Consider the following 25107-nt stretch of genomic DNA (forward strand, 5'->3'; position numbering starts at 1 on the left):
CTGCTTGACTGCTGCTGTCGCCGCGCTCATTCGCCCACCCGGTACAGGCGCTTGGCGCGCTCGCAGACAATCTCGTTGATGTCCGCGTCCGGGATACCGTCGAAGTCCCGCGCGATCACGTCCAGCGAGTGCGGGAAGGTGGTCTCCGAGTGCGGGTAGTCCGAGGACCACATGATGTTGCGCCCGCCGGGCAGGTCGCGGTTGAGCACGCCGACACGGTCGTGGATGAACGAGGCATACACGTTCTGGTCCATGAAATGGCTGGGTTTTTGCTGCAGCGGGCTGTCGGTCCAGAAGCGCTGGCGCTCCCAGGTGCGGTCCATATACTCGGCCATCCACGCCATCCAGCCCACGCCGCTCTCGACAATCGCCAGGCGCAGTTTGGGGAAGCGCTGGAACACCGCGCCGTAGATCATGATCGCCACCGGCTCGGCCATCGCCGTCTTGCTCATCACCAGGTCGGGCAGGAAGTGCAGCTTGTTGCCGAAGCGCGGTACGCGGCCACCCAGGTGCATGGTCAGGGTCAGGTCCAGTTCGGTGACGGTTTCCCAGAGGATGTCGAACTCGGCATCGATATAGGAGCGCTTGCCGTCCGGGTTGCCGGAAAGCCCCAGCGCCTGGGCGCTGAAACCGCCGGCCTTGGGCACGTCCGGGTCCATCGGGAAGGCGGGGATGTTCACCGTGCGGAAACCCATCTTCGCCAGGTCGCGCAGCATGCGCACGGTTTCCTCGACATTGCGCATGGGCACGTAACCCACCGGCACCAGGCGCTGGCGGTCGGCGCCGCAGAAATCCCACAGCCAGCGGTTGTAGGCCTCGAAGCTGGCGATGTACAGGTCCGGGTTGGCGGTGCCCAGCGGGCCACCGCCGAACAGCACCGCCGCGTCCATGCCGTCGGTGGCCATGTCCTCCAGGCGGGTTTCCGGCAGCCAAACCGGGCGCATCTCCGAGCGCCGGCCGACCATCTTGTAATCCTTGCCCTGGCGGCCGGCCTGGTTGGAGATCATCATCACCGGGCGCTTGTTGCCCTCGAACACGATCCAGTCGTGCTCCTCGCCGTGCTCGATGTACGGCGCCAGGCCGGCGAGTTCCGCCGGCAGGTAGTCCTTCCACATCTCGTAGGGCGGGTCGATATGCGCATCCGCATCGACGATGGGACGCTTGCGCGCGGTCCCGCGAACACTCTCATCACTTTCTTTCAGGGCGACTGACGACATGACGGATCCTCCTCGTGAACGACTCACGTTTTCGCTGTTGGTTGCTGCGCCGGCTCAATCGCCGCGCGGCCTGAACTGGGGAATCGTCAGGCCGCTGGGGTGCGGCTGCATGACGACTTCCAGTGGCATGCCGACCGCCACCGCATCGTGCGGGCAGTCGACAATGTTGCTGTGGTAGAACGGGCCCTCTTCGAGGCGCACGACGGCGATGACGAAGGGCACCTTGTCGCGCGTATCCGGGGTATAGGCGCGGTGCATCACGGTGTAGGTGTACACCTCGCCGCGGCCGCTGGCCGCCACCCAGCTCATGGCGGCGTCGCCGTGCTCGATGCAGCGGCTGGCGGGCCAGTAGTGCCGGCCGCACTGGCCGCACTGGTGCAACAGGAAGCTCCCCTGTGCACAGGCCTCCCAGAACGGCAGGTCCACGGGGTCGCCACCGTACTGGCGCACCGCGCCCATCAGCGGGTGTTCGGCGGGCTGTTGGTCTGTCGCGCTCATGAGGTTGCTCCCTTCGCGCGCGGGTTGCGCCCGAGAATCATGCAGGCGTGAGCCCAGGTGTTCTGTACCCCGGCATTCATGCCGTGGCCGCTGACCAGCGCAGTCTCCGCGCGCTTGAGCTGGCCCGCGCCCGCGGCGCCGCGCAATTGCAGGATCGCCTCGGCGACACCGGTAAAACCCGTGGAATAGTAGGCCGACAACTGTCCGCCACCGGTGTTGGTCGGCATCGCGCCATCCGGCCCGGCGCCGCCCTCGGCGTAGAACGGCCCGCCCTGCCCCGGCGCGACCACGCCGAAAGCCTCCAGCTGCATCAGCGGCGAGATGGTGAACGGGTCGTAGAGCTGGGCCATGTCGATATCCTCGATGCCCATGCCCGCCTGGCCGAAGGCGCGTGCCTTGGCCGGTGCGATATTGTCGTGGTTCTCATACACCAGGCCCTGGTGCCAGTTGGCGATGTTGTGGCCGGTGCCGGCGCCGAGCACGAACACCGGGTCGCTGAGCAAGTTGCGCGCGCGCTCGGCGGAAGTGACCAGCACGGCGACACCGCCGTCGGTGTTGCGCGTGCAGTCATAGCGACGAAACGGGTCGGTGATCAGCGGCGAAGCCTGGTGCTCGGCCAGCGTCAGCGGCTTGCCGTAGCCCAGCGTGCCGGGGCGGCCGACCGCGTAATCGCGCTGGGTGACCGCCACCGCGCCGAGGTGTTCCGAGGTCGTGCCGTACAGGTGCATGTGGCGACGCGCGTGAAACGCGTGGGTCGCCGCCGCGCCGAGCAGGCCGTAGAGCATCGGGTAGCCGTAGCCGTAGGAGCCGATATCCTGCTTGCCGGTGGTGGCAAAGGCGGTCTGTGCCTCGCCGTAGACACAGGCCACCACCTCCGCCTGCCCCGCCTCGATCATCGCCGCCGCGGCGATAATCGAGAACACCGGGGTGGCGCCGCCGGTCATCATCGACACCGAGAAATTCGGCGACAGGCCCATGTAGCGCAGGTCCTCGCGATCGACATAGGCGCGGATGTAGCCGTCGATGGCGTCGCGCGGCAGGCCGGCGTCAGCCAGTGCGAGGTCCACCGCTCGGGTGCGCAGCTCGCGGCCCTCCAGGCCCAGGCCGACACCCTGCTCAGTGACCCCGAGTCCGACAATCGCGCAACCGCTGCCAGTCATCGCTGCGCGCTCAGACGATCGGCTTGCCGGCGGCCAGGCCGCCGTCCACCGGCAGGTTCACGCCGGTGATATTGGAGGCCAGGTCCGAGGCCAGGAACAGCGCCGCGGCGGCGCACTCCTCGGGTTCGATCACGCGGCCCAGCGGATGGTGGCTCGCTGTGTGCTGGCGCGCCGCGTCGGAGGCCTTGAGGATGCCGCCGCCGAAATTGGTCGGCATGCCCGCCGGGCACACCGAGTTGACGCGGATACCCTTGCGCGCGACTTCCAGCGCCAGGGTGCGAGTGAGGCTGGTGACCGCGCCCTTGGAGGAGCCGTAGACCACGCCGCCGAAACCGACCAGACCCGCCACCGAGGCGGTCATGACGATCGCGCCGCCGCCGCCCTGGGCGTCGAACTGGCGAATCGCGGACTGGCAGCCGTGAATAACACCGCCCACGTTCACCGCGGTGAGGGTGGCGAGGTCGGCATCCCCGGTCTCCAGGAAACCCTGGCCGGCCTTGGTGGTGATACCGGCGTTGTTGTACATCACGTCGAGGCGACCAAAGGCCTCCACGGCTTTGGCCACCGCCGCATCTACCGAGGCCGCGTCAGTGACATCGCAGTGCACTCCTACCGCTTCGCCGCCGTTGGCGACGACCTCAGCGGCGACCGCCTCGACGCCCTCCAGGTTGATATCCGCGGCGACCACTTTCGCGCCGTGCCCGGCGAACAGCAGCGCCGCGGCGCGGCCCACGCCGGAACCGGCACCCGTGATCACCGCGACTTTCCCGTGTAGCAAACCTTGCATTGTTATATTCCCCCGATATTCAGGCAGCTAAGTTGTTGGTAGATGCGCAGGCCCTCGACGCCGCGCTCGCGGCCGATACCGCTGGCGCGCTGGCCGCCGGACGAGGCATAAGCGCTCATCACGCCGGCGTTGACGTTGACCGTGCCGCTCTTGATTTTCAGCGCGACATCCAGCGCCGCCCTGCGGTCCTTGCCGTGCACATAGCCGGACAGGCCGAAGCGCGAGTCGTTGGCCATGGCCACGGCGTGGTCAAGGTCGCGGTAGCCGATGACCGACACCACCGGCCCGAAGATCTCGTCCTGCGCCGCCGGGTTGCTGTTGTCCGGCAGGTCGAGCACCGTGGGCTGGAAGAAGAAGCCATCGCCCAGCCCCTCGGGGCGCGCGCCGCCGACCACCACCTTGCCGCCGTGCGCCACAGCGGCCTGCACGTAGTGTTCGCAGCGCTCCACCTGGGCGCGGGAGATCACCGGCCCCATCTGCGTCTCGGGATCGTCCGCGGGCCCGATCCGGACGCTGCCCACGACCCCGGCCAGTTGCTGCAGGATCTCCGCCTTGTTCTGCTCGGGCACGAAAATGCGGGTACCCAGCGCACAGCCCTGGCCGGCGTGGGACATGCACACGATCATCGCGTTGGCGACCACCTGGTCCAGCGCATCGGGCAGGAACACCTGCGCGGACTTGCCGCCCAGTTCCAGTTGCAGGCGCTTCATGGTCGGCGCGGCCTGGGCCATGATCTGCTCGCCCACCGCGGTGGAGCCGGTGAAGGCCACCATGTCGACATCGCGGTGGGTACTGAGCAGCTTGCCGCCCTCCAGCCCCGCCTCGAGCACCACGTTCAATACGCCCGGCGGCAGCTCCGCCTCGCTGGCCGCCTGGGCGAAGACCAGCGCGGACAGCGGCGTCAGCGGGCTGGGGCGCAGCACCAGCGTATTGCCGGTAACCAGTGCCGGCATGATCTTCCACAGCGCCGTGTAGAACGGGAAGTTGTAGGCGGCGATGCCGGCGACCACACCGGTCGGCGTGTAGCGGCGCAGGCTCTGCACCACCTGGCCCATGGGGTTGATGCGCTCGTCCAGGGGCAGCGGGTTTTCCTCCATCTCCGGCAGCGACAGGAACAGCTTCAGCGTGTCGCCGGCGTGCTTCAGCGGCGCCAGCACCTGGGCCATCATCACGCCGCTGTGCCGCGGGCAGCCCGCCTCGCGCACCACGATGTCGGTGACTTCATCCTTGCGCGCGGCCAGTGCGGCGATAAACCGGCCCAGCGCGGCGACCCGCTGCTGCGCCGGCAGGCCGCTCCACACACCGCTGTCGAAGGCGCTGCGCGCCGAGGCGATGGCGCTCTCCACCTGCGCGCTGTCGAGCCCGGCCAGCCGGGCGAAGGTGCCGCCGGTGGAGGGATCTTCCACTTCAATCGCCGCACCCTTGCCGGCAACCAGTTCGCCGTCGATATACCCTGCGTGTTGATACTCGCTCATGATCTCGCCGCCCCCGTTAGCGCAGTGTGACCGGGATGGCGGACATACCGCGCTGCTCGAGGCCGCCGAGCAGCTGCGGCTGCGGCGCCTCCGGGTCCAGCGCCAGGTTGGGGAAGCGCTCCAGCAGGGCGTCGATGGCGACCACCATCTCCTGCTTGGCGACCTCCATGCCCAGGCAGCGGTGCGGCCCCATGCCGAAGCCGAGGTGCGGTTGCTTGCCGCGCGGGCGGAAGATGTCGTATTCGTCCGGGTTGTCCCAGATGTCAGGGTCGCGGTTGGCGGCGCCCAGGCACATGTCGATACGCGCGCCGGCGGGAATCTGCACGCCCTCGAGTTCGATGTCCTCAGTGACCAGGCGCGGGAAGGTCGGGTCGGTGGGCATCCAGCGCGCGCTCTCCTCGATAGCCGGCTCGATCAGCGAACGATCCTCGCGGCAGGCCTCCCAGAAGTGGTAGTTGCTCAGCAGCTGGTAAAGGGTGATACCGAGCTGGCGCCAGGTGGTGCCGCCGCCGGCGAGGATGATCAGGCGGCAGTAGGCGAAGATCTCGTCGTCCTCCAGCGGGCGCTTGCCGCCGTCGGCGAGTTCCAGTTCGCAGGCGACCAGGGCCGAGACCACGTCGTCCTGCGGCTGCGCGCGCCGCGCCGCGATCACGTCCATCAGCATGCTCTGCACCTGCATGGCGGACTGCATCACCTCCTCCATCGGCAGCGAGCGGGCCATCATGCTTTTCTGCAGGTGGGTGCGAAAGGTCAGCGCGTCCTCGCCGGCCAGGCCCATGCCCTGGGTGACGATACTCACCGGCAGGCGGGCGCACAGGTCCAGGTTGAGGTCGGCGCTTTGCAGGGTTTCCAGGCGCAGCATCAGGGCTTCCACGGCGCTCTCGATCCAGTTCTTGCGCCACCAGTTGATGGCCTTCGGGCGGATGAACATCGGCTGCACCATCTTGCGGTAGCGCAGGTGCTCGTCGCCGACCATCTTCAGGATCACCTTGCCGAGCTGGCGCACGCCGGGGCTCTCCTCGTACACCTCCGAGGAAAACAGCAGGTTCTCGCGCAGGGCGCGGTTGCACAGGGCGTAGTTGAACAGCGTGAAGTGCGGCCGCTCGTTGTCGTACATGTGGTGCGGCGCCGGCGGCAGCTCGAGCAGTTCACGCAACGATCCGGCGTGCACCGGGTGCGCCTCGCGCAACGCATTCATGCGCGGGGTGAGGTCGCCGAATACGTCACCGCCGGTGGCGGTGGTTTCCTTGACCACGTCGAACAGCTCGGAATAGCGCTCGTCTTCGGCGGTTATCGCATTCGCCATGTATCTGCTCCTGATTATTAGGTTTGCGTTCGGGTCAGTCGTTGCGCATGGCGACGACCGCCGCCCCGGCGAGGGTGACGTCGACCACGGAGAGAATGAATTCGTCGCGCACGTCCTCGCGGAAGGTCAGCAGGCGGCGCAGGATGGGCGCGGAGAACATGTCGCCGATGAGTTCGGCATCCGCCGTGCGCGGCAGTTCGCCGCGATCGATCGCCCGCTGCACCAGGCGCGTGCGGAACTGGCGTTCGCGCAGGTAGAGCTTGTGGGCAACCGCCTCGACCTCCGGGTCGGTGCGGCTGAGCAGCGTGGTCATCACGCCGCGCCATGTCGGCCTCTGGGTCATGGTCACCATCATGCGCAGGTAATCGATGATGTCGCTGCGCAGGGAACCGGTTTCCGGCAGCGGGCGCTCGTCCTGGAAGTGGGCGTCGAGGGTCTCGGAGACGAGGATCGCCTTGTTCGGCCAGCGGCGGTAGATGGTGGTCTTGTTGACGCCGGCACGCTCGGCCACCTCGTCGACGCGCAGGTTGGCGTAGCCGACGCGATTGAGCTCCTCGGCCGTGGTACGCAGCACGCTGGATACCACCTTGGCCGCGCGGCCCTGGCGCTGCACGCCGCTGGTGCGGCGATCCACGGCGGGGGCTTTCGCGCCCTTGGCCACGTCTTTGGGCGCGTCCTGGGGTACGTCTTTGGCTTTTGCCTGCGCAGCTTTGGCGTTCAAGCGGACTACACCTCGTTAATGTTATTGGCTGGCGGTCGTCGCTCCCCACCGGCGATGCCGGGAGAGTGAACACAGGCTAATCGAGAGCGAATATTTATGTCAACAACTTGTTGCTTTTAGTTCGCACGGCGTCTCCGAAGCACCACTGCAGACCCCCGACTCGGCAGCCAAAAAACCCTGCAAGAAATCCGGCTAAACAGGAAATAGGCTCTGTATTACGGGATAAGTGCAGAAAGCGGTGCCGACACACGCGAGCCGACAGCCGCACCACCCCCATTTCACCCGGTGAATTGACACAACTTTTTGTTGCTATTACAGTCCGAGGCATAACTCGAGTGACGCCCTGCAGGGCTCACCACCCAACATCACCCGCGCTACGCCGCGGCCAGCAGGGAATCCAGCCGGATGTCGACAACAGCAGGCGCAGGTACACCCTCCGCTCCGGGACCGGTCATCCTGGTCACCGGCGCCTCGGGCGCGATTGGCGGCGAGATCGCTCGCCGCGCCGCGGCGCTGGGTTACCGGGTCGGCGCGCAGGGCGCGCATGCGCAGCGAGTCGAGCAGGCGGCGGCGCGCATTGCGCAGGCCACTGCGGGTGCGCAGGTACTGCCGCTGGTCTGCGACTTCCGCGATGAGCAGGGTATCGAAAGGATGGTCGAGGCGGTCGTCGAGGCCTATGGCCAGCTGGACTACGTGGTGCACTGCGCGGTCACCGGCGCACCCGGCGTCACCGGCGTGTTCGCCAATACGACGCCGCCGAGCTACGGCGAGCACGCGGCCCTGGTCATGGGCAGCTTCCAGCGCTTGTGCCACGCCGCCCTGCCCCACCTGGCGCAAAGTGGCGGCGCGATTGTCGCCTTCGCCTCGGACGCCGCGCGCTTTGCCGCACCGCGCCAGGCGCTGATCGGCGCGGCCTTCGCCGGCGTGCTCGCCTTCGCCCGCAACCTCGCCGTAGAGGCGGCCCGCGACGGCGTGCGCATCAACTGCATCACCCCGAGTTTTGTCGAGCGCACACCCGCCTTCGACAAGTACGCCGCGGGCGGCCGCGGCGAGAGCGCCCGGCAGCGGGCGGGACTCGGCCTGCCGGGGCCGGAGGACATCGCGCCGCTGGCACTGTTCCTGTGCAGCGCGGAGGCAGCGAAAATCACCGGCCAGGTGATCAGCGTCAACGGCGGCCTGAACGCCTGAACCGTCGGCGGCAACGGCGCGGCACGCCGCGCTTGAGAACACATAAAACTAATGTATAGTCAGTTACCTGTCCTGCTCATGGGATCGATCCGGACGGCCTGCGGTGCGCATCGCGCCCGCGGCCCGGTGACTGGCGCGAAACTCGCATCGGCGAGCGCTTGCAACGCCCCGCCTCGCGGCGTGCGGCAGCGGCCTCGCCGCCCAGTACTCCACCCGGAAATGAGGACAACCGAATAACATGGACAACACAGCCGATATTTTCGCAGGCGTGCGCGTGGTCGAACTCGCACAATGGGTTTTCGTACCCGTGGCCGGTGCACTGCTCGCCGACTGGGGCGCGGACGTGGTGCGCGTGGAGCACCCGGACGGCGACCCCTATCGCTCGCTGGCCACCCAGGGCATCGGCTCGGACAGCGGCAGCGGCGTCAACCTGTCGATCGCCCTGGCCAACCGCGGCAAGCGCTCCCTGGCCCTGGACGTCAAGCAACCCGGCGGCCTGGAAATCCTGCACAAGCTGCTGGAGAGCGCGGACGTGTTCCTCACCAGCCTGCGCCCGGAGGCGCTGCGGCGCCTGGGCCTGGACGCGGACCAGTTGCGCGAGAAATACCCGTCGCTGGTGTACGCGCGCGGCAACGGCTTTGGCGTGCGCGGACCGGACGCCAACCAGGCCGGCTACGACGCCTCGGCGTTCTTCGCCCGCGGCGGTGTCGCCGATGCCCTGACCCCGCTGGACCGCGACTACCCGATCAGCCAGCGCGGCGCCATGGGCGACCGCAACGGCGGCATGGCGCTGGCCTTCGGCATCGCCGGCGCCCTGCTCAAGCGCCAGCGCACCGGCCAGGGCTCGGTGGTGGACGTCTCACTGCTGGCCACCGCCATGTGGACGCTCTCCTCCGACCTGCTCACGGTGCTCGACGGCAAGAGCATGCCGCGCCCCACCGATCGCACGGCGACGCCCAACCCGCTGACCAGCGTCTACCGCACTGCCGACGGCCGTTTCATCCAGCTGATGATGCTGCAGGGCGACCGCTACTGGGCGGACCTGTGCCGCGTGCTCGAGCGCGAGGACCTGGTCGCCGACCCGCGCTTTGCCGATCTCGCGGCGCGCCGCGCCAACTGCGCTGCCTGCCTGGCGGAACTCGACGCCGAGTTCGGCCGCCGCAGCTTCGAGGAGAGCAAGACCCTGCTCGGCCGCATCGACGCCCCCTGGGCGCCGGTGCAGCGCGTCGACGAACTGCCGGAGGACCCGCAGGTCATTGCCAACGGTTACATCGGCGAGGTCAACGACGGCGACCTGCACTACCGCCTGCCCGCCGTGCCCGTGCAGTACGACGAACAGCCGCCCACGCTGCGCCGCGCGCCTGAGCACGGCGAACACACCGAAACGCTGCTGATGGAACTGGGCTACGAGTGGGAGAGCATCGCCCGCTTCCAGGCCGAGGGCGTCATCCCGTGACGCACCGCGAGCCCGGCAGCTGACGCATAACACCAACGACAGGGAAGACCAGTCATGCGCAAGCAGTTCAAGAACCGGGCTCTTTACATTCACGAGACCACCGCGCTGGGAATCGGCGATACCGACGCCTATGTCGCGGCCTTCGCCGAACACTACCAACCCGCCATGCAGCGCCTGGGCGCGCGCCTGTTCGGCCACTGGCAGGGCAGCCCATTCAACTCGCACTGGCCGGAGATCACCACCATCTGGGAGATCGACGACTACGCCCACCTCGGCCGGCTGGGCGCGGAACGCGCCGGCGGCGGCAGCGAGGGTGCGGCCTTCGCCGCCTGGAACAAGGCACTGCAGGCGCTGGAGGCTACCGGCGAGGGACGCCTGTGCTACGCCAACTCATCGATAAAGCTGCTCAGCGAGCTGGTCGCAGAACGCTTCGATGCCAGCGTGGTGATCCAGGAGATCATGACCACCAAGCCCGGCCGGCAGGAGGACTATATCGAGCAATTGCAGTACGCCTACGTGCCGTGGTCCGAGCGCACCGGCAAGAAATGGCTGGGCTCCTTCGTGCCGATCTTCCGCAACGAGGAAGTCATCCACTACTGGGCGCTGGAGGGCGGCTGGGAGGGCTTCGGCAAGTGGTACCCGGCCTGGCAGGGCGATATTCCCGACGACATCAAGAGCTGGATGAAACTGGCCCCCGCCCTGCGCGAGGGCTGGGACGACTCCTTCCTCAGCGCCCTGCCCGGCCACCCCCTGACCGGGTCGGAGTGAGGGGTCAGAGCCACGGCCGTGGCCCCGGTTCCGCTAAACCGGGGCTGCGACGCGAGGGGTCAGAGCCACGGCTCTGACCCCGGTTCCGCTAAACCCAGGGCTGCGACGCGAGGGGTCAGAGCCACGGCTCTGACCCCGGTTCCGCTAAACCCAGGGCTGCAACGCGAGGGGTGAGAGCCGCGGCTCTGACCCCGGTTCTTCAGCCATAAAAAAAGGCGCCCAAACGGGCGCCTGGAAAGACGTAACGGAGCGCAGGGTCCCACCCCGTCCCGCCGGCACTGTTACTCGTAGCTGAGCACCAGGTCGATGCCGTAGCTGCGCTCGGCCTCGAAAGTACCGCTGACGAAACCGCCGAAGTTGGTGACAAAGTTCAGCTCGTCGCTGTCAGTCAGGTTGCGGCCCCACAGGGCGATTTCGCCCACCCAGTGATCGCCGAACTCGATGCTCTTGAGCGCCGCCCGCGCGTTCACGTTCCAGGTCGCGGGCGAGAACTCCGCGGAACCGAAGGGCGTCGCCGCGGCGCGACCCGGGTTGGACTCCAGGCGGATATCGTCGTGCCAGATGCCGGTGATGCCCAGGCTCAGGTAGGCGTTGGCGAACAGCGGCTCGCTCTCGTAGTTGGCGGACAGCGTGGTGTTCCACTCCGGCACCAGGGTCGGTTCAAACGAGGAGTTGGGGAAGGCGTTGGGGCCGACGGCAAATACCGTCGCCGCCACCTCGTCGGTGACCTCCGCGAACTCCACATCCTGGTAGCCGATACCGGCGCTCAGGGTCAGGCCCTCGAACGGCAGCGCGGTGAGTTCCAGTTCCGCGCCCTGCGCCTCGAGCTTGCCGCCCTCGACGATCAGCACGCTGATGTTCTCCGCGCCCTCGACGTTGGCGCCGGACTGCGCGGTCTGCAGGTTGTCGTAGCTGACATCGAACAGCGCCAGGTTGGCGCGCAGGCGACCATCGAGGAAGTCCGCCTTGGAACCGATCTCCCAGGATTCCGCCTCCTCTGGCTCGAAGCCGAAGCCCGCCACCGAGCCGCCGGACACATAGGCAGTGGAGAACTTGGCGTAGGCCATGATGGCGTCGGAGATGGCGTAGTTGACGCCGATCAGGTAGTCGACGTGATCGTCGTCATACTCGAACTTGTTGAACACCGGCGCCTCGGGCGTGCCCTGTACGAAGTTGCCGGACTTGTCGTCCTTGGTGTAACGCAGGCCCGCCAGCAGGTCGAGGTCGTCGGTGATGGCGATCTCCGCCTGTGCGTAGGCGGCGTAGGATTCCGCCTGGTTCAACGAGTAACCCTGGTTGCCGTTTGGCACCACGTACTCCGGGAAGAAACCGAAAATAAAGGTATTGACGGAGTCGCGCGGGCTGCCGGACTCGTCGTCCGAGTCGTAGTAGAGCACGCCGCCGGTCACCGTGCCCCAATCGCCATCCCAGGTCAGCTGGAGTTCGTTGCTGAACTGCTCGCTCTCGCCGTTGGACTGGGAGCAGGCGTAGCAGAAGGGCGTATCGCCGGGCAGGCCGACGAACATGGCGACGAAGTCACCGATCACCCAGCCGCTGGTGCCGGAGATATCCGCCGGCTGGAACACGTCGGCCTCGCGATAGGCCAGGGTGTTCTTGAGCAGCAGGTTGTCGCTGATCTCCCAGGTGACGGTCAGGTTGTGTCCCTGCACTTCCTGGTCGCGATTCACCGACCACGCGTTGTTCACCGCATTGGGGCGCGTGGTTTTACCGTTCCACAGCAGGTCCGGGTTGGCCTCCGCCAGCAGGTTGAGGAAGGCGGCGCCATCCGGCGGCAGCGTGCCGGTGTACAGGTCGCTGACCAGCGCGTTGCCGGTGGGCGTACCCTCGTCCGTCGCGTAATCGAACTTGTAGCTCACAGACAGCGCGTCGGTGGGCTCCCACAGGGCGGAGAAGAAAAAGCTCTCCGAGTCGACGTCACCGAGGGTGTCGGGCGAGGTCTGCTTGCCATAGTTGAAACCCGTACGGTCCCAGGTAACCCCGGCGCCGAGGTTGTCGATGTCGCCGTCCTGCTCCTCTTTCGAGTAGGTGAAGTAGGCGCTGAGGTTGCCGAAGCTGGGCAGGTCTATCGTAGTGTCGGAGCGCAGGTAATCGCGGTTGCCGATACCCAGTTTCTGGCGGAAGGCGAATTCACCCAGCGGGTCGCGGGTGGCGATGCTGATGGCGCCACCGGTCGCGTTGCGGCCGAACAGCGTACCCTGGGGGCCGCGCAGTACTTCCAGGCGCTCGATGTCCGGCAACTGGAAGATGGAACCGCGCGGCGAGCCGATATACACGCCGTCGAGGTAGATGGAGATCTGCTTGTCGGAGCCGGCCACCACGCCGTAGCTGGTTATGCCGCGCATGGAGAACGCCGGGATATTCACGCCGCCCGCCGAGGGGCGCACGGTCATGTTGGGTGCGAGGCCCGACAGATCGTTGACGTCGACCACGTTGTTGACCTCGATGGCATCGCGGGTCAGGGCGGTCACCGCAACCGGGACATCCTGCAGGCTCTGCTCGCGCTTTTGCGCGGTGACGATCACTTCTTCCAGCCGCATCTGGGCGTGCGCGGTGGTTGCCAGCAGGCCTGACAACAGGGCCGAACCAAACAGGACCGGTGTCGGAAAGCGTTGGCTACAGGGTTTCCTGGTGGGCATTTCTTTTACTCCAGAGTGACATGTACTTTATTGGTTTTATCGCCGCTGAGCGGCCAGTCCCATAACTGAATTCGAGTCAGTAATGTTTTTCTTGTCCTACCCCGGGCCGCGGTCAGGCGGCGCTATCGAGATTTCCCGGATACCAAAATGCTGGATTTACAGTACCGACTTGTCTCTCCGGGAAATACAGCCGGTATCTTATTCGCAAAAAGCTAACACACCGTTGGTTTTATGCAAGTGTTTTCTGGCCTTCCTGCGGGGCGCTTCGCAGCCTCGCCGGAGCACCTGCGCCGCGGCCGCAGCCGGCGCATCCCCGTGACTCGTGTAACACCCAACCGGCGTCTCGAGGGTGATTCCCGGCACACTTTAGAACGTCACGTCAGAACGTCACGTCAGAACGTCGCGCCGGCACCCAGCGGCGCCCCGTCGTCGAGCACGGCTTCAGCGATACGCGCCTTGTGGCTCGCCGCGTCGCCCCAGCTGCCGGCCAGTGCCCAGGCCTTCTTCATGAAGATGTGCAGGTCCACCTCCCAGGTGTAGCCCATCGCACCGTGTACCTGGATCGACTTCGTCGCGGCGAGGCTCGCGGCGTCGCAGGCGGCGAGCTTGGCGTGGGCGACGTGCAGCGGTGCGCGCGGATCGCCCCGGGCCAGGCTGCAGGCAGCGCGGTACACGGGCGCCCTGGCGTACTCCAACGCCACCGCCACGTCCGCCAGGTGGTGCTTGACCGCCTGGAAGCTGCCGATCGGCCGGCCGAACTGCTCGCGCTGCGCGGTGTACTCGACGGACATGTCGAGCATGCGCTGCGCCAGGCCCAGCGCCTGGGCGGCGCAGCCCAGGGCGCCGCGCTCGAAGCCGGCGGCCAGCAGGGGTTCGGCCTGCGCGCCGTCCAGGACGGCCGCAACGCCGGGGTTGGGCGTTACGCGGAACAGGCGCCGCGAAGGGTCCACGGATTCGCTGCGCACCAGCGCATACTCGTCCGGCTGCAGGGCGTAGAGATTGCCGCCCTCGCCATACAGCAGCAGGTCCGCAACGTGGGCGTCTTCCACCAGCGGGTCCTGCGCCAGGCCGGCGATCACCCGAGCCTCGCCGGCGGCCACCTTCGGCAGCCAGTGCGCGGCCAACTCGTCGCCCACGGCGACCAGCAGCGGCACCGCCACCAGCGCACAGTTCACCAGCGGTTCGGGCAGGGCGACGTAGCCGCACTCCTGCGCCAGCTGCACGAAATCCAGCTCATCCAGCCCGAGCCCGCCGTGCGCCTCCGGCACGGTGACCCCGGTGAGGCCGATCTCCGCCAGCTGCCGCCACAGGGCAGTATCGCGCCCGCTGTCAGTGTTCCAGGACTCGCGGATGCGCTGTGTCTTGATCTCCCCACGCAGGAAATCGCGCGCGGCGTCGCGGAACAGGCACTGCTCGTCGGTAAAGGTGAAGTCCACGCCTGTCCTCCGGCTACCTGGGCATACCGAGCATGCGCTCGGCGATGATATTGCGCTGGATTTCGTTGCTGCCGGCGTAGATGGGCCCGGACTGGGCGAACAGGAAATCGTCCAGCCAGGTGCCGACGCCGGCGGCGGCCGGCGCGTGCGGCAACAACTCGGCGCGCGCACCGAGGATGCGCATGGCGGTACCGCACATGGCCTGGTCGAGTTCCGACCAGAAGATCTTGTTGGTGGAGGATTCCGGGCCGATCTTGCCGCCCTGGTCCAGGCGGCAGGCGGTCTGGTAGGTCGCCAGGCAGTAGGCCTCGGCATCCAGGTAGGCGCGCAGCACCGCGTCGCGAATCGCGGGATCGCGGTCGGCACTGGCGCGATTTTCACGGTACAGCTCGACCAGCCGGCGCGCGGTTTCCTGGAAGCGCGCCGGAGCACGCAGCATCAGGCCGCGCTCGAAGCCGGCGGTGGCCATGGCCACGCGCCAACCGGCACCCTCCTCGCCCAGGCGGTTCGCCACCGGCACCTCGACGTCGTCGAAGAAGATTTCGGCGAAGCCGGGCAGGCCGTCGAGTTGGGGGATGGGGCGTACGGTGACGCCGGGCGTGTCCAGCGGCACCAGGATAAAGGTGAGCCCATGGTGGCGTTGCGAGTCGGGGTCGGTGCGGAACATGCCGAAGCACCAGTCCGCCCAGACCGCGCGGGTCGACCAGATTTTCTGGCCGTTGATCACATAGGTATCGCCCTGCCGCGCGGCGCGGCTGCGGATAGCCGCCATGTCCGAACCTGCATTCGGCTCCGACCAGGCCTGGGCCCAGATCTCCTCGCCGCTGGCCATCTTCGGCAGGATGCGCGCTTTCTGCGCCTCGCTGCCGTACTCCATGAGCGTCGGCCCGAGCAGGCAGATGCCGTTCATGTTGACGCGCTTGGGCGCACCGGCGCGGTAGTACTCCTCCTCGAAGATCAGCCACTCGACCAGGCTGCTGCCGCGCCCGCCGAGGTCCCCGGGCCAGGTGACCATGGTCCAACGGCCGCGGTGCAGCACCGCCTCCCACTCGCGGTGCCGCTGGAAGCCCTCCTCGGTGTCGTAGCTGGGCAGCGGTTCGGCGGGCACGTGCGCGGCGAGCCACTGCCGGGCCTCTGCGCGAAACGCCTGTTGTTCTTCGGTGTAGTCCAGTTGCACGGTTGCATCCCAGGTCGTGTACGCACCGCAAACGACGGCGCGACATTTGCCACTGGCCGCAGTGTACCCGCCCGCCCGGAGCGGCGGCAACAATAATTGACGGTTCGTTACTTATTATTGACTTCGCCCCACGCGGTGAGTGAATATGAGCGCCACAATAACGCCGGGTATCCGCGACGGGCGCTGCCCGGTGCGCGCACACCTGCACTGATATTCGCATTACTATTCGCACTACAGGAGCACCCGATGTCCGCCTCCAGTCGCAACCTCCGCTACATCATCATCGGTGCAGGCATGGCCGGCATTCTCGCGGGAATACGCCTGCGCGAGCGCGGCGAGGAGAATTTCGTCATCTACGAAAAGGGTGACGGCGTGGGCGGTACCTGGCGCGAGAACACCTACCCCGGCGTCGCCTGCGATACGCCCGCCCACTCCTACAGCTACTCCTTCGCCTTCAACCCGGAGTGGAGCGCGTTCTACGCACCGGGGTCGGAAATTCGCGGTTATTTCGAAAAGATGACCGACCGCTTCGGCGTGCGCGATTTCATCCGCTTCAATACGGAAATCGCCAGTTGCCGCTTCGAGGACGGGCGCTGGCACGTCACCACCCGCGACGGCGAGGAGGATGTCGCCGACGTACTCGTGGCGGCCACCGGCGTGCTGCACCACCCGAGCATCCCGGACATCCCCGGCCTCGCCGACTTCCAGGGCAAGTGCTTCCACAGCGCACGCTGGGATCACGACATCGACTACGCCAGGCAGCGCGTGGGCGTAATCGGCAACGGCTCCACCGGCGTGCAGATCGTCGCCGCGCTGGCCGGCAAGGTGCAGCGCCTGGTGCATTTCCAGCGCTCGCCGCAGTGGATCATGCCCTGCCCGGACACCCGCTACAGCGAGGACGACAAGCAGGCCTTCCGCACCGACCCGCAGCGTATCGAGGACGTGCGCAGCGGCCCCGAGGCGCAGGCCCGGCGCGGCCGCTTCCTCGCCGCGATCATCGATGCCAATTCACCGGAGCTGGCGGAGATCCAGTCCATCGTCGAGCAGAACCTGGAGAACAGCGTGCGCGACCCGGCGCTGCGCGAAAAGCTGCGCCCCAACTACCGCGCCGCCTGCAAGCGCATGGTGTTTTCACCGAACTACTACGAGAAGGTGCAGGACCCGACGGTCTACGTCGATACCAGCGGCATCGAGCGCATCGAGAGCGACGGCGTGCGCATGCGCGACGGCAGCTTCCACCCCCTCGACGTGCTGGTGCTGGCCACCGGCTTCAAGGCCGACGCCTTCGTGCGGCCGATGACCATCACCGGCCGCGACGGCGCCGACCTCAACACGCTGTGGGCGCAGCACCCCAAGGCCTACTACGCGGTCACCGTGCCCGACTTCCCCAACTTCTTCATGCTCAACGGCCCCACCGGCCCGGTGGGCAATTTCTCGCTCATCGACATCGCCGAGCGGCAGTGGAATTACATCGAGCAGCTGGTGGCCTTGCTGCGCAGCGGCCGCTGCACCGAGGTGTCACCCAGCCATGCGGCGCTGGAACACTACGAGGCACTGCGCACCGAGGCGGCGAAGAAAACCGTGTTCGCCTCCGGCTGCAGCAGCTGGTACCTGGACGCCGAGGGCGTGCCGCAGGTCTGGCCCTGGCCCTACGAGCACTTCATGGAAGTCATGGAAAAGCCGAACCTGGACGACTACGAACTCACCGCGGCCTGAGCGCCAGTCCTCGCTGCCGCGGCACCGCCCTGCGCTTTCAACTTTCGTAAAACGCGAAAACACGCAGTTCGACACTGGCCCGGGGCACACTGCCCGGGGCCAGGCCCGGCTGCTGGAACGCGCCGTGCAGGCAGCCCATGGGCTGGCTGCTGTCACTGTCGAAACCCTTGAAGACAATCACCTCGTCCTGCGTCACCGCGGAGAAATAGTGCCAGCGTTGCGCCGGGTTGTGGACGCTGCTCAGGTAAGGTACGCCCTGCGGAAAGTTTGGCTCCACGGTGCGGCCGATCACCCAGTCGCGCTCCTCCAGCGTGCGCTGGTCGCACAGGGCCAGGGGCACGTCCTGCGGCGGCGGCGTGAGCGACCGCCACAGGTTGAAGATCCGGTAGTGCGGGTAGCGCTCGCGCAGGTCGGCGTCGGCGGCCATTTCCAGGAACGGCTGTACCGCGTCCCGGGTCTGGTCCAGGTGCACGAACTCGGCGGCCGGCGCCCTGTGCGGGTCGCCCGTATCGCGAATCAGGATAGCGCCGTGGTAGAGCGGCGCGACATGTGCCGCACCGGTCAGGGCGGCTACCAGCTGCAGGGCCTGCGGCAGGTAGTACTCCGCCACCCAGGCCGGGTTTTCCCAATCGCCCCCATCCAGGGGCATGGGGTGAATCTCGAAGCCCTCGCGCTCCAGCGAGGGCGGCGACGGCAGCTGCCGGGCGTCGTGCAGGGTGACCGGCTGCGCCACCAGCGCCTGGGTGATCCGCTCGCGCCAGGTGTTGCTCCAGATACCGCCGTCCCTGCGATCGGCGGCAAAATTGAGCGCGGCGGTTACGCCTGGCGCAGGCATGAGCCGATCCATTGCGCCGCTTCCTCAACTGCCTGCGCGGCGGCGGGGACCGCAGCGGCGGCCGCCAGGTAGCCGTGCAGCATGCCGCTGTCACAGCGGGTGCGCACCGGTACGCCCGCGGCGGCCAGGCGCTGGGCGTAGGCCAGGCCCTCGTCGCGCAGCGGGTCGAGTTGGGCCACGTGCACCAGGGCCGGCGGCAGTCCCGCGGCATCGGGCACGCGCAGGGGCGAGACCAGCGGCTGGTCGCGCTGCGCGATATCCGGGCAGTAGTGACCCCAGAACCAGCGCATATCCGCCTCGGAGAGCAGGTAGTTCTCGCCGCCGACGTCGCGATAGGATCCGGTGGTGAAATCGTGGTCGGTTACCGGGTAGGCCAGGTACTGGCCGGCCAGTGCAATACCCGCGTCACGCGCGCGAATCGCACAGGCGGCTGCGAGATTGGCACCGGCACTCTCACCGGCCAGCAGGATCGGCCCCGGCAGCTCGGCACGCGCCCACTGCAGCACCGCCCACAGGTCGTCCTGCGCCGCCGGGCAGGGATGTTCCGGCGCCAGGCGGTAATCGACGCTGACCACCTCGCAGCCGGCGCCGGCGGCCAGGCGCCGGCACAGGGCGTCGCCGGTATCCAGGTCGCCGATCACCCAGCCGCCGGAATGGCAGTACAACACCACACCCAGCGGATCACCCTGGGGCCGGTAGCGCCGCACCGGCACGTCGGCGTCGGCGTCGGCGCCACAGACCTGCTCTTCCCATACCTTCTCCAGTTCCGGTAACCCGGACTGTGGCGGCGCGGCGGCGAGGCTGCTGCGCAGCATCTCGCGCGCCGTCACCGGATCCACCTGCCAGAAGTACGGCCGCCCGGCCTCGGCATAGGCATCGAGGATCGCGCGGTAGTAGGGATGGACTGGATCGGTGTCGGTCGGCATGGGAGCTACCTGTTTTCGCTCCCGCTTCGGCGGGATGCTTTTATTGTCGGGAAAACCCGTATAATACGGACGCGCAGGCGGATGACGCGGCGGCCCGGGCGACAATCCCGATGCCATGTAAAATGTCACCGCTCGCGGTATAATTTCCCATTACTAACAATGTGTCAATTTTTCTGAGCCGGCGCGACAGTCGGCCGGGACAGGTAACGACGGGTCCGCACAGCGCGGACGCGTCGGGCACACACCACCACACAGGACAACCGAGGTAAGCATGGCAAGCGTAAAATTCATCCAGCCCGATGGCAGCGAGAAGATCGTCGACGTTCCCGAGGGCACCTCACTGATGACCGCCGCAATCGATAACGGTGTCGAGGGCATTCTCGGCGACTGCGGCGGCGCCTGCAGCTGCGCGACCTGCCACTGCTACATCGATGACGCCTACTTCGCCAAGCTGCCCGAAGCGGCGGACGTCGAGAAATCCATGCTGGAATTCGCCGTGGAGCCGAAGGAAAACAGCCGCCTGGGCTGCCAGGTGCAGGTCACCGAGGAACTGTCCGGGCTGGTGGTTCACATCCCCGAATCACAGTACTGACTGTGGGGCCGGTGGCGACGCGTTTGGCTTCGCCGCCGGCTGCGGGCACCCTCCCCCAAGGCCTTGCACGCGAGGCCTTGCACACTAGGCCCTTCACATTAGGCCCTTCACACTAGGCATTGATACGAGCCCTGCCTGCGAGCCTTTCGTGAAGGCGCTTCGTACAAGCCTCTCGTACTAGCCTTTCGTATTGTTCTGCTTGAGCTTCGACACATCGCGGGTGAGCACGGCGCTCTTGCCCGCGGAGCGCGCCAGGCACTGGGTATGCTGGAACTCGTGAATATCGAAGGCGGCCTGTAGCGCGGCCGGCTGGCCCATGGTGTCCATGGTCTGGTTGACCACGCGCTTGGCCATCATCAGCGAGAACAGGTCCTGCTCGGCGATCTTGCGCGCCATGCCCAGGGCGGCCTCGCCCAGTTCATCCAGCGCCACCACCTCGTTGACCATGCCGAGCTTTTCCGCATCGTGCGCGGTGATGCGCTCGGCGGTAAACAGCATCTGCTTGGCTTTGCGCGGGCCCAGCTCCCAGGTGTGGCCGTGGTACTCCACCCCGGCGATACCCATGATAATGGTCGGGTCGCTGAACCAGGCGTTGTCAGCGGCGATGATCAGGTCGCAGGGCCAGCACAGCATCAGCCCCGCGGCGACGCAGGCGCCCTGCACCGCGGCGATCGACGGCTTGGGATTGTTGCGCCAGCGGCGGCTGTACTCGAAGTAGTGGGACTGCTCCCACAGGTACTGGCCGGTGATGCCGCGGGTTTCCCAGTCGAAGCTGGCGAATACGTCCTTCTCGTCCTCCTTCACCGACAGGTCGTGCCCGGCGGAGAAGTTCTTGCCGTTGGCCCGCAGCAGGATCACCTTGACGCTGTCATCGCGCGCCGCGGCGGTCCAGCACTCGTCGAGGCGGGCCAGCAGCTCCGGGTTCTGCGCGTTGTGCACTTCCGGCCGGTTCAGGGTGATATGGGCAATACCCTCGCTGGCCTCATAAAGTACGGTGTCGCTCATCACTGTTTCGCTCCTGGCTTTATTGTTTCGCTGCTGGCGTCGCGGCCGTTCCGGGCGCTGGTAAGGCGCAAAGGCACCCTAGCGCTTGATCACGATCGGCACGTGTGAATAGCCGCGCACGGTGCTGGTACGGGTGCGCTTGAGACCCGCGGTTTCCACGTCCCAGTCGGGAATGCGCTTGAGCACTTCCTCCAGCGCGATTTTCGATTCCAGCCGTGCCACCGACGAGCCGAGGCAGGTGTGCGGGCCGTAGCCGAAGGTCACGTGGCGCTTGGGCGCACGCTCGATGTCGAACACTTCCGGGTTGTCCCAGTGGCGGTCGTCGCGGGTCGCGGCGGCGGTGAGCAGGGCCACGTTGTCGCCGGCTTTCATGGTCACGCCGTGCATCTCCACGTCGTTGAGCAGGCGGCGGAACTGGATCGGCGAGGGCGGCTCGTAGCGCAGCATCTCCTCGATCGCCCGGGGAATCAGCTGCGGGTTGTCGCGCAGCTTCTGGCGCTGCTCTGGGTGGCGCGCCAGCAGCACGCCGGCGTTGCTGAGCAGGCGGGCCACGGTCTCGTTGCCCGCAGAGGCGATCAGCACCATGAAGAACAGGCTCTCGTCCTTGGTGAACGGGCGCTTGCCGTCCTCCGTCTCGATCTCGGCGTGGGTCAGGTAGGAGAGGAAATCGCCGCAGGGATTGGCCTTGCGGTCTTCCAGGATTTCGGAGAAATAGCCCATCGCCTTGCCCATGGCGTTGATACCGGCCTCGGTCATGCCGCCGTTCTCATCGCGCGCCAGGGAGTCGTCCGCCCACTGGTTGATCTTGCGGCGACCCTCGTGGGGAATGCCGAGAATGTGGCTGACCACGTCCATGGGAATCCAGCGGCCGAAGTCCTGCACGAAGTCGAAGCTGTCGCGGCCCTCCAGCGGTTGCAGGTAGCCCAGTACGATGTCGCGAATGTCGTTTTCCAGTTTCGCGATCGAGGCCGGGGTGAACTGCTGTGCCACCACCGCGCGCAGCTGGTCGTGGTAGGGCGGATCGTTGTTGATCATCAGCGGTGCGTCGCCGGGATTTTCCGACATGAGTTCCAGCACCGTGCCCCAGGCCGAGCTGAAGTTCTGCCAGTCCATCGAGGCCTTGAGTACGTCGTCGTAGCGGCTGAGCACCCAGTAGTTGTACTTCTCGTTGTACCAGACCGGCGCTTCGTCGCGCAGGCGCTTCCAGATCTCGTAGGGGTTGTCGTCGATGTCGTAGCTGTACTGGTCGTAGTAGAGCGCCTGGGCTTCCATTGAGTGTCTCCGAAGGTAAAACCGAATTCTGTCCGTCGCTGGCTGCCGCGGCTCAGATACTGACGCCGCCGTCGATCAGGTTGTCGGTGCCGGTCGTGGACCCCGACTCGTCCGATGCGAGGAAAACCAGCAGCGATGATACCTGCTCACGCGTCACGAATCGCCCCAATGGAATACTTTCCTGCACCTTTGTGCGCAGAGTCTCGTCCACGCGGCCGCTGAACAGGCCGGTTTCGTCCACCGCGCCGGGCAGGATGGCATTGACGCGGATGTTGTGGGACGCAAGTTCCAGAGCCAGGTGCTTGGTCAGGCCGCGAATTGCCCACTTGGAACAGCCGTAGACGCTGTAATCGGTCCAGCCGCGGTACCCCACCTGCGACGAGATATTGACGATGGAACCGCCGCCGCGGGCGATCATCAGCGGGCTGATGGCGCGGATGCCCATCCAGGTGCCGACCACGTTGACGTCCAGCACCTTGCGCAGGGTCTCCGGGCTCTCGTCGCCGATTGCGCCCTTGGTCAGGATGCCGGCGTTATTGACCAGCACATCGACACCGCCGAAGCGCTCACTGGCGAGCTCCGCCACACGCTGCCACTGCGCCTCGTCGGCAATGTCCTGGGTGACGAACAGGGCGCGCTCGCCCAGCTTCGCCGCCAGCGCCTGCCCCGCCGCCTCGGCGATATCGGTCATCAGCAACTGGCCGCCCTCGGCGACGATGCGGCGGGCGTGGCACTCGCCCATGCCGCTGGCGGCACCGGTGAGGAGTACGACCTTGTCCTGCAGTCTCATGGCAACGCCTCCGTCAGTCCGCGTAGGGCATGTGCACGCGCATCTCGGCGATCTTCCAGCCCTGTGCGGTATTGTGCAGTTCGAAACGGTATTCGACGAAGATGCTCAGTACCGCGGGGCGCGTCGCCCAGTCGGACACCGCGCCATAGGCCCTGGCCTGGGCGCGTTCGTCGGTCGATTCGCTCTCCACTACCACGTTGCTGATGCAGTGCCGGTACTCGGTCGAACCCGCTTGCAGGTCCTGCGCCTTGCGCACGAACGCGTCGCGCCCCTGCAGGTGGATGTCCGGGCCGAGTAGACGGCCGTCCTCCAGGAACAGGTCAGCCCAGTCCTCGCCGCGGTAATTGTCCACCGGGTACGAATAGGAGGCGATGAGTTCGTGTACGGCTAAACGGTTTTCCAGGGAAATGCCTGACATCGGTTTTACCTTTATTGTTCTGGGGTCGCGGGGCTACTGCCCCTGCGCTTCGCGCTGGCGCCCGGCGATCTCCTGCGCCAGGCGGCGCAGTTCGTCCTTGCGCACCTTGCCCGAGGGCACGCGGGGGAAGTCCGCCACGCATTCCAGCCACTCGGGGTATTTCTGTTTGGCGAGGCCCGCGCCATCGAGAAAGCGTCGCATGTCGGCGAGGTCGATGCTGGCACCTTGCGCCGGTATGACGAAGGCGCAGCCCATCTCACCGGTCGCCGCACTGGGCATGGCGACAATCGCGATATCGGCGATCGCCGGGTGCTGCATCAGCACGTCCTCGACTTCCTTGGGGCTGATGTTCTCGCCGGAGCGGATGATGATGTCTTTCTTGCGCCCGGTGATTTCCAGGTAGTTGCCGTGGCACCAGCGGCCCAGGTCACCCATGCGGAAAAAGCCATTATCGTCGAAGGCGCCGGCGTTGTCCTGCGGGTCCAGATAGCCGGCGAACTGCTCCGGCCCCATGGCGAGGATTTCGCCCTCGACGCCGTCTTCCTCGATGTCGTTCCCATCGTCATCGACCAGCTTGACCTGGATCGGCGGCAGCACCACGCCGTCGGTCTCCGCGCCCAGCGCCGCCTGCTCGCGGCTGCTGATACCCAGGGTCACGGTCATCATCTCGGTGGAGCCGTAGGCGCGGAAGAACAGGCAGCCCGGGAAGGCCTGTGACACCTGCCTGATCAACTCCGGCGACACCGAGGTACCGCCGCAGAAAAACGTGCGCAGCGAGGCCAGCGCGGCGCGGTCGTCCGCGGTGGCAGCGAGGAACTGCTGCAAAAACGGTGTGGCGCCGCCGCTGATGGTGCAGCGGTATTCGCGGATCGCGTCGATCGCGTCCTGCACCTGCCACACGTCGAGCAGAACGGCGGGCGCGCCGCTGATCCACGGGATGTCAAAAGCCCAGATGGCGCCGGTGATGTGGGTCACCGGCGAGGGCATGAAGATCACGTCCCCCTCACCCACGCCCCAGGCCTCGACCATCTGCCTGGCCTTGTAGCCGAAGCCGTAGTGGGTCTGCAGTACGCCCTTGGCGCGCCCGGTAGTCCCCGAGGTGAACATGACCATGAAGGCGGCGCCGGGGTCGACCTCCGGCAGTGTCTCCAGCGGTTCGCTGGCCAGTACCGTGGCCCAGGGGGTATCGGTACCGGCATCGCCGCGCAGCACGATCACCTCGTGCAGCTGCGGCAGGCGGTCGCGCAGCCCGGCGACCAGCGCCGGGTAATCGCACTTGCGGAACTCGCGCGGCACGAAGAGAAACTTCGCGGCGGTTTCGCCCAGGATGTAGAGCAGCTCGGACTCGCGGTAGATCGGCGGGACGGGGCAGATCACCAGACCCAGCATGCGCGCCGCCAGCGCGATCACCGCGCTCTCGGACCAGTTGGGCAACTGGAAGGCGACCACGTCACCGGCGCGCGCCCCGCGCTCGAGGAAGTAGCGCGCCAGGCGCAGTGCATCGCTGTAGACCTCGCCGCGGGTCAGGGTGCGGCCGCCCTCGATGAGCAGCGCGCGCTGCGGCGCAAGGCGCGCCTGTTCACGCGCCACGTCGGCCAGGGTCTCCTCGCGCCAGTACCCCGCCTCGCGCCAGCGCGCCTCGTGCTCTGCGCTGCAGCGCAGCGGGAAACCGCCCACGTCGTGTCGAATCTTCCAGCTCATGCGCGC

The 25107-nt window shown here is 66.9% G+C and carries 22 protein-coding genes; 5 read left to right on the plus strand and 17 right to left on the minus strand.

The window, feature by feature from the left end; genetic code table 11:
• Positions 1-26 precede the first annotated feature (26 nt).
• Genes E4634_RS18555 through E4634_RS18585 form a run of 7 tightly spaced genes read right to left on the minus strand, consistent with a single transcriptional unit; the run spans position 27 to position 7164 of the window.
• Positions 27-1217, minus strand: a complete 1191-nt coding sequence (locus tag E4634_RS18555; protein ID WP_135446169.1) for an amidohydrolase family protein — start codon at positions 1215-1217, stop codon at positions 27-29.
• Between the two features lie 54 nt (positions 1218-1271).
• The gene (locus E4634_RS18560; protein WP_135446170.1) at positions 1272-1715 is read right to left on the minus strand and encodes a Zn-ribbon domain-containing OB-fold protein; all 444 of its coding nucleotides are present in this window, start codon (positions 1713-1715) and stop codon (positions 1272-1274) included.
• Positions 1712-2875: a thiolase family protein gene (locus E4634_RS18565; protein ID WP_135446171.1), complete on the minus strand. Its 1164-nt coding sequence runs from the start codon at positions 2873-2875 to the stop codon at positions 1712-1714. The genes E4634_RS18560 and E4634_RS18565 overlap by 4 nt, the downstream gene beginning before the upstream one ends.
• 10 nt (positions 2876-2885) lie before the next feature.
• Positions 2886-3662, minus strand: a complete 777-nt coding sequence (locus E4634_RS18570; protein ID WP_135446172.1) for an SDR family NAD(P)-dependent oxidoreductase — start codon at positions 3660-3662, stop codon at positions 2886-2888.
• A gap of 2 nt (positions 3663-3664) precedes the next feature.
• On the minus strand, positions 3665-5137 hold the full coding sequence (locus E4634_RS18575) for an aldehyde dehydrogenase family protein (RefSeq protein ID WP_135446173.1): 1473 nt from the start codon (positions 5135-5137) through the stop codon (positions 3665-3667).
• Between the two features lie 16 nt (positions 5138-5153).
• Positions 5154-6443: a cytochrome P450 gene (locus E4634_RS18580; protein WP_135446174.1), complete on the minus strand. Its 1290-nt coding sequence runs from the start codon at positions 6441-6443 to the stop codon at positions 5154-5156.
• A gap of 34 nt (positions 6444-6477) precedes the next feature.
• Complete coding sequence (locus E4634_RS18585; protein ID WP_135446175.1) at positions 6478-7164, minus strand: TetR/AcrR family transcriptional regulator; 687 nt, start codon at positions 7162-7164, stop codon at positions 6478-6480.
• Between the two features lie 405 nt (positions 7165-7569).
• On the opposite strand from E4634_RS18585, the gene E4634_RS18590 reads away from it, so the two are divergent.
• From E4634_RS18590 to E4634_RS18600, 3 genes are all read left to right on the plus strand, one after another.
• Positions 7570-8352, plus strand: a complete 783-nt coding sequence (locus E4634_RS18590; protein ID WP_206046948.1) for an SDR family NAD(P)-dependent oxidoreductase — start codon at positions 7570-7572, stop codon at positions 8350-8352.
• A gap of 238 nt (positions 8353-8590) precedes the next feature.
• Entirely contained in the window at positions 8591-9808 is a 1218-nt protein-coding gene (locus E4634_RS18595; protein ID WP_135446176.1) for a CaiB/BaiF CoA transferase family protein, read from the plus strand.
• A gap of 54 nt (positions 9809-9862) precedes the next feature.
• The gene (locus E4634_RS18600) at positions 9863-10576 is read left to right on the plus strand and encodes an NIPSNAP family protein (protein ID WP_135446177.1); all 714 of its coding nucleotides are present in this window, start codon (positions 9863-9865) and stop codon (positions 10574-10576) included.
• Between the two features lie 281 nt (positions 10577-10857).
• On the opposite strand, the gene E4634_RS18605 is transcribed toward E4634_RS18600, so the two are convergent.
• From E4634_RS18605 to E4634_RS18615, 3 genes are all read right to left on the minus strand, one after another.
• The gene (locus E4634_RS18605; RefSeq protein WP_135446178.1) at positions 10858-13233 is read right to left on the minus strand and encodes a TonB-dependent receptor; all 2376 of its coding nucleotides are present in this window, start codon (positions 13231-13233) and stop codon (positions 10858-10860) included.
• 392 nt (positions 13234-13625) lie between these two features.
• Entirely contained in the window at positions 13626-14669 is a 1044-nt protein-coding gene (locus E4634_RS18610) for an acyl-CoA dehydrogenase family protein (protein WP_135446179.1), read from the minus strand.
• Positions 14670-14682: 13 nt separating this feature from the next.
• Complete coding sequence (locus E4634_RS18615; protein ID WP_135446180.1) at positions 14683-15846, minus strand: acyl-CoA dehydrogenase family protein; 1164 nt, start codon at positions 15844-15846, stop codon at positions 14683-14685.
• Between the two features lie 246 nt (positions 15847-16092).
• On the opposite strand from E4634_RS18615, the gene E4634_RS18620 reads away from it, so the two are divergent.
• Entirely contained in the window at positions 16093-17562 is a 1470-nt protein-coding gene (locus E4634_RS18620) for a flavin-containing monooxygenase (protein WP_135446181.1), read from the plus strand.
• 37 nt (positions 17563-17599) lie between these two features.
• Here the strand turns inward: E4634_RS18620 and E4634_RS18625 are convergent, their stop codons facing one another.
• Both E4634_RS18625 and E4634_RS18630 read right to left on the minus strand, forming a co-directional pair.
• Positions 17600-18397: a CmcJ/NvfI family oxidoreductase gene (locus E4634_RS18625; protein WP_167854985.1), complete on the minus strand. Its 798-nt coding sequence runs from the start codon at positions 18395-18397 to the stop codon at positions 17600-17602.
• The gene (locus tag E4634_RS18630) at positions 18379-19323 is read right to left on the minus strand and encodes an alpha/beta hydrolase (protein WP_135446183.1); all 945 of its coding nucleotides are present in this window, start codon (positions 19321-19323) and stop codon (positions 18379-18381) included. Before E4634_RS18630 ends, E4634_RS18625 begins: the two co-directional genes overlap by 19 nt.
• A gap of 271 nt (positions 19324-19594) precedes the next feature.
• Between E4634_RS18630 and E4634_RS18635 the strand changes: the two genes are divergently transcribed.
• On the plus strand, positions 19595-19915 hold the full coding sequence (locus tag E4634_RS18635; protein WP_135446184.1) for a 2Fe-2S iron-sulfur cluster-binding protein: 321 nt from the start codon (positions 19595-19597) through the stop codon (positions 19913-19915).
• 177 nt (positions 19916-20092) lie between these two features.
• Here the strand turns inward: E4634_RS18635 and E4634_RS18640 are convergent, their stop codons facing one another.
• From E4634_RS18640 to E4634_RS18660, 5 genes are all read right to left on the minus strand, one after another.
• Positions 20093-20920 (minus strand): enoyl-CoA hydratase, encoded by an 828-nt coding sequence (locus E4634_RS18640; protein ID WP_135446185.1) that lies wholly within the window; start codon positions 20918-20920, stop codon positions 20093-20095.
• Positions 20921-20998: 78 nt separating this feature from the next.
• The gene (locus E4634_RS18645; RefSeq protein WP_135446186.1) at positions 20999-22192 is read right to left on the minus strand and encodes a cytochrome P450; all 1194 of its coding nucleotides are present in this window, start codon (positions 22190-22192) and stop codon (positions 20999-21001) included.
• A gap of 52 nt (positions 22193-22244) precedes the next feature.
• Complete coding sequence (locus tag E4634_RS18650) at positions 22245-22982, minus strand: SDR family NAD(P)-dependent oxidoreductase (RefSeq protein WP_135446187.1); 738 nt, start codon at positions 22980-22982, stop codon at positions 22245-22247.
• 13 nt (positions 22983-22995) lie between these two features.
• Positions 22996-23400, minus strand: a complete 405-nt coding sequence (locus tag E4634_RS18655) for a nuclear transport factor 2 family protein (RefSeq protein ID WP_135446188.1) — start codon at positions 23398-23400, stop codon at positions 22996-22998.
• Positions 23401-23433: 33 nt separating this feature from the next.
• Entirely contained in the window at positions 23434-25101 is a 1668-nt protein-coding gene (locus E4634_RS18660; RefSeq protein ID WP_135446189.1) for an AMP-binding protein, read from the minus strand.
• Positions 25102-25107: the final 6 nt, after the last annotated feature.

It is taken from the genome of Mangrovimicrobium sediminis (assembly GCF_004745945.1).
GTDB lineage: Bacteria > Pseudomonadota > Gammaproteobacteria > Pseudomonadales > Halieaceae > Mangrovimicrobium > Mangrovimicrobium sediminis.

What these genes read in the sequence shown, in the direction of transcription:
- E4634_RS18555 (WP_135446169.1), bottom strand. Translation starts at nt 1,217, where the DNA reads ATGTCGTCAGTCGCCCTGAAAGAAAGTGATGAGAGTGTTCGCGGGACC.
- E4634_RS18560 (WP_135446170.1), bottom strand. Translation starts at nt 1,715, where the DNA reads ATGAGCGCGACAGACCAACAGCCCGCCGAACACCCGCTGATGGGCGCG.
- E4634_RS18565 (WP_135446171.1), bottom strand. Translation starts at nt 2,875, where the DNA reads ATGACTGGCAGCGGTTGCGCGATTGTCGGACTCGGGGTCACTGAGCAG.
- E4634_RS18570 (WP_135446172.1), bottom strand. Translation starts at nt 3,662, where the DNA reads ATGCAAGGTTTGCTACACGGGAAAGTCGCGGTGATCACGGGTGCCGGT.
- E4634_RS18575 (WP_135446173.1), bottom strand. Translation starts at nt 5,137, where the DNA reads ATGAGCGAGTATCAACACGCAGGGTATATCGACGGCGAACTGGTTGCC.
- E4634_RS18580 (WP_135446174.1), bottom strand. Translation starts at nt 6,443, where the DNA reads ATGGCGAATGCGATAACCGCCGAAGACGAGCGCTATTCCGAGCTGTTC.
- E4634_RS18590 (WP_206046948.1), top strand. Translation starts at nt 7,570, where the DNA reads ATGTCGACAACAGCAGGCGCAGGTACACCCTCCGCTCCGGGACCGGTC.
- E4634_RS18595 (WP_135446176.1), top strand. Translation starts at nt 8,591, where the DNA reads ATGGACAACACAGCCGATATTTTCGCAGGCGTGCGCGTGGTCGAACTC.
- E4634_RS18600 (WP_135446177.1), top strand. Translation starts at nt 9,863, where the DNA reads ATGCGCAAGCAGTTCAAGAACCGGGCTCTTTACATTCACGAGACCACC.
- E4634_RS18605 (WP_135446178.1), bottom strand. Translation starts at nt 13,233, where the DNA reads ATGCCCACCAGGAAACCCTGTAGCCAACGCTTTCCGACACCGGTCCTG.
- E4634_RS18620 (WP_135446181.1), top strand. Translation starts at nt 16,093, where the DNA reads ATGTCCGCCTCCAGTCGCAACCTCCGCTACATCATCATCGGTGCAGGC.
- E4634_RS18625 (WP_167854985.1), bottom strand. Translation starts at nt 18,397, where the DNA reads ATGCCTGCGCCAGGCGTAACCGCCGCGCTCAATTTTGCCGCCGATCGC.
- E4634_RS18630 (WP_135446183.1), bottom strand. Translation starts at nt 19,323, where the DNA reads ATGCCGACCGACACCGATCCAGTCCATCCCTACTACCGCGCGATCCTC.
- E4634_RS18635 (WP_135446184.1), top strand. Translation starts at nt 19,595, where the DNA reads ATGGCAAGCGTAAAATTCATCCAGCCCGATGGCAGCGAGAAGATCGTC.
- E4634_RS18640 (WP_135446185.1), bottom strand. Translation starts at nt 20,920, where the DNA reads ATGAGCGACACCGTACTTTATGAGGCCAGCGAGGGTATTGCCCATATC.
- E4634_RS18645 (WP_135446186.1), bottom strand. Translation starts at nt 22,192, where the DNA reads ATGGAAGCCCAGGCGCTCTACTACGACCAGTACAGCTACGACATCGAC.
- E4634_RS18650 (WP_135446187.1), bottom strand. Translation starts at nt 22,982, where the DNA reads ATGAGACTGCAGGACAAGGTCGTACTCCTCACCGGTGCCGCCAGCGGC.
- E4634_RS18655 (WP_135446188.1), bottom strand. Translation starts at nt 23,400, where the DNA reads ATGTCAGGCATTTCCCTGGAAAACCGTTTAGCCGTACACGAACTCATC.
- E4634_RS18660 (WP_135446189.1), bottom strand. Translation starts at nt 25,101, where the DNA reads ATGAGCTGGAAGATTCGACACGACGTGGGCGGTTTCCCGCTGCGCTGC.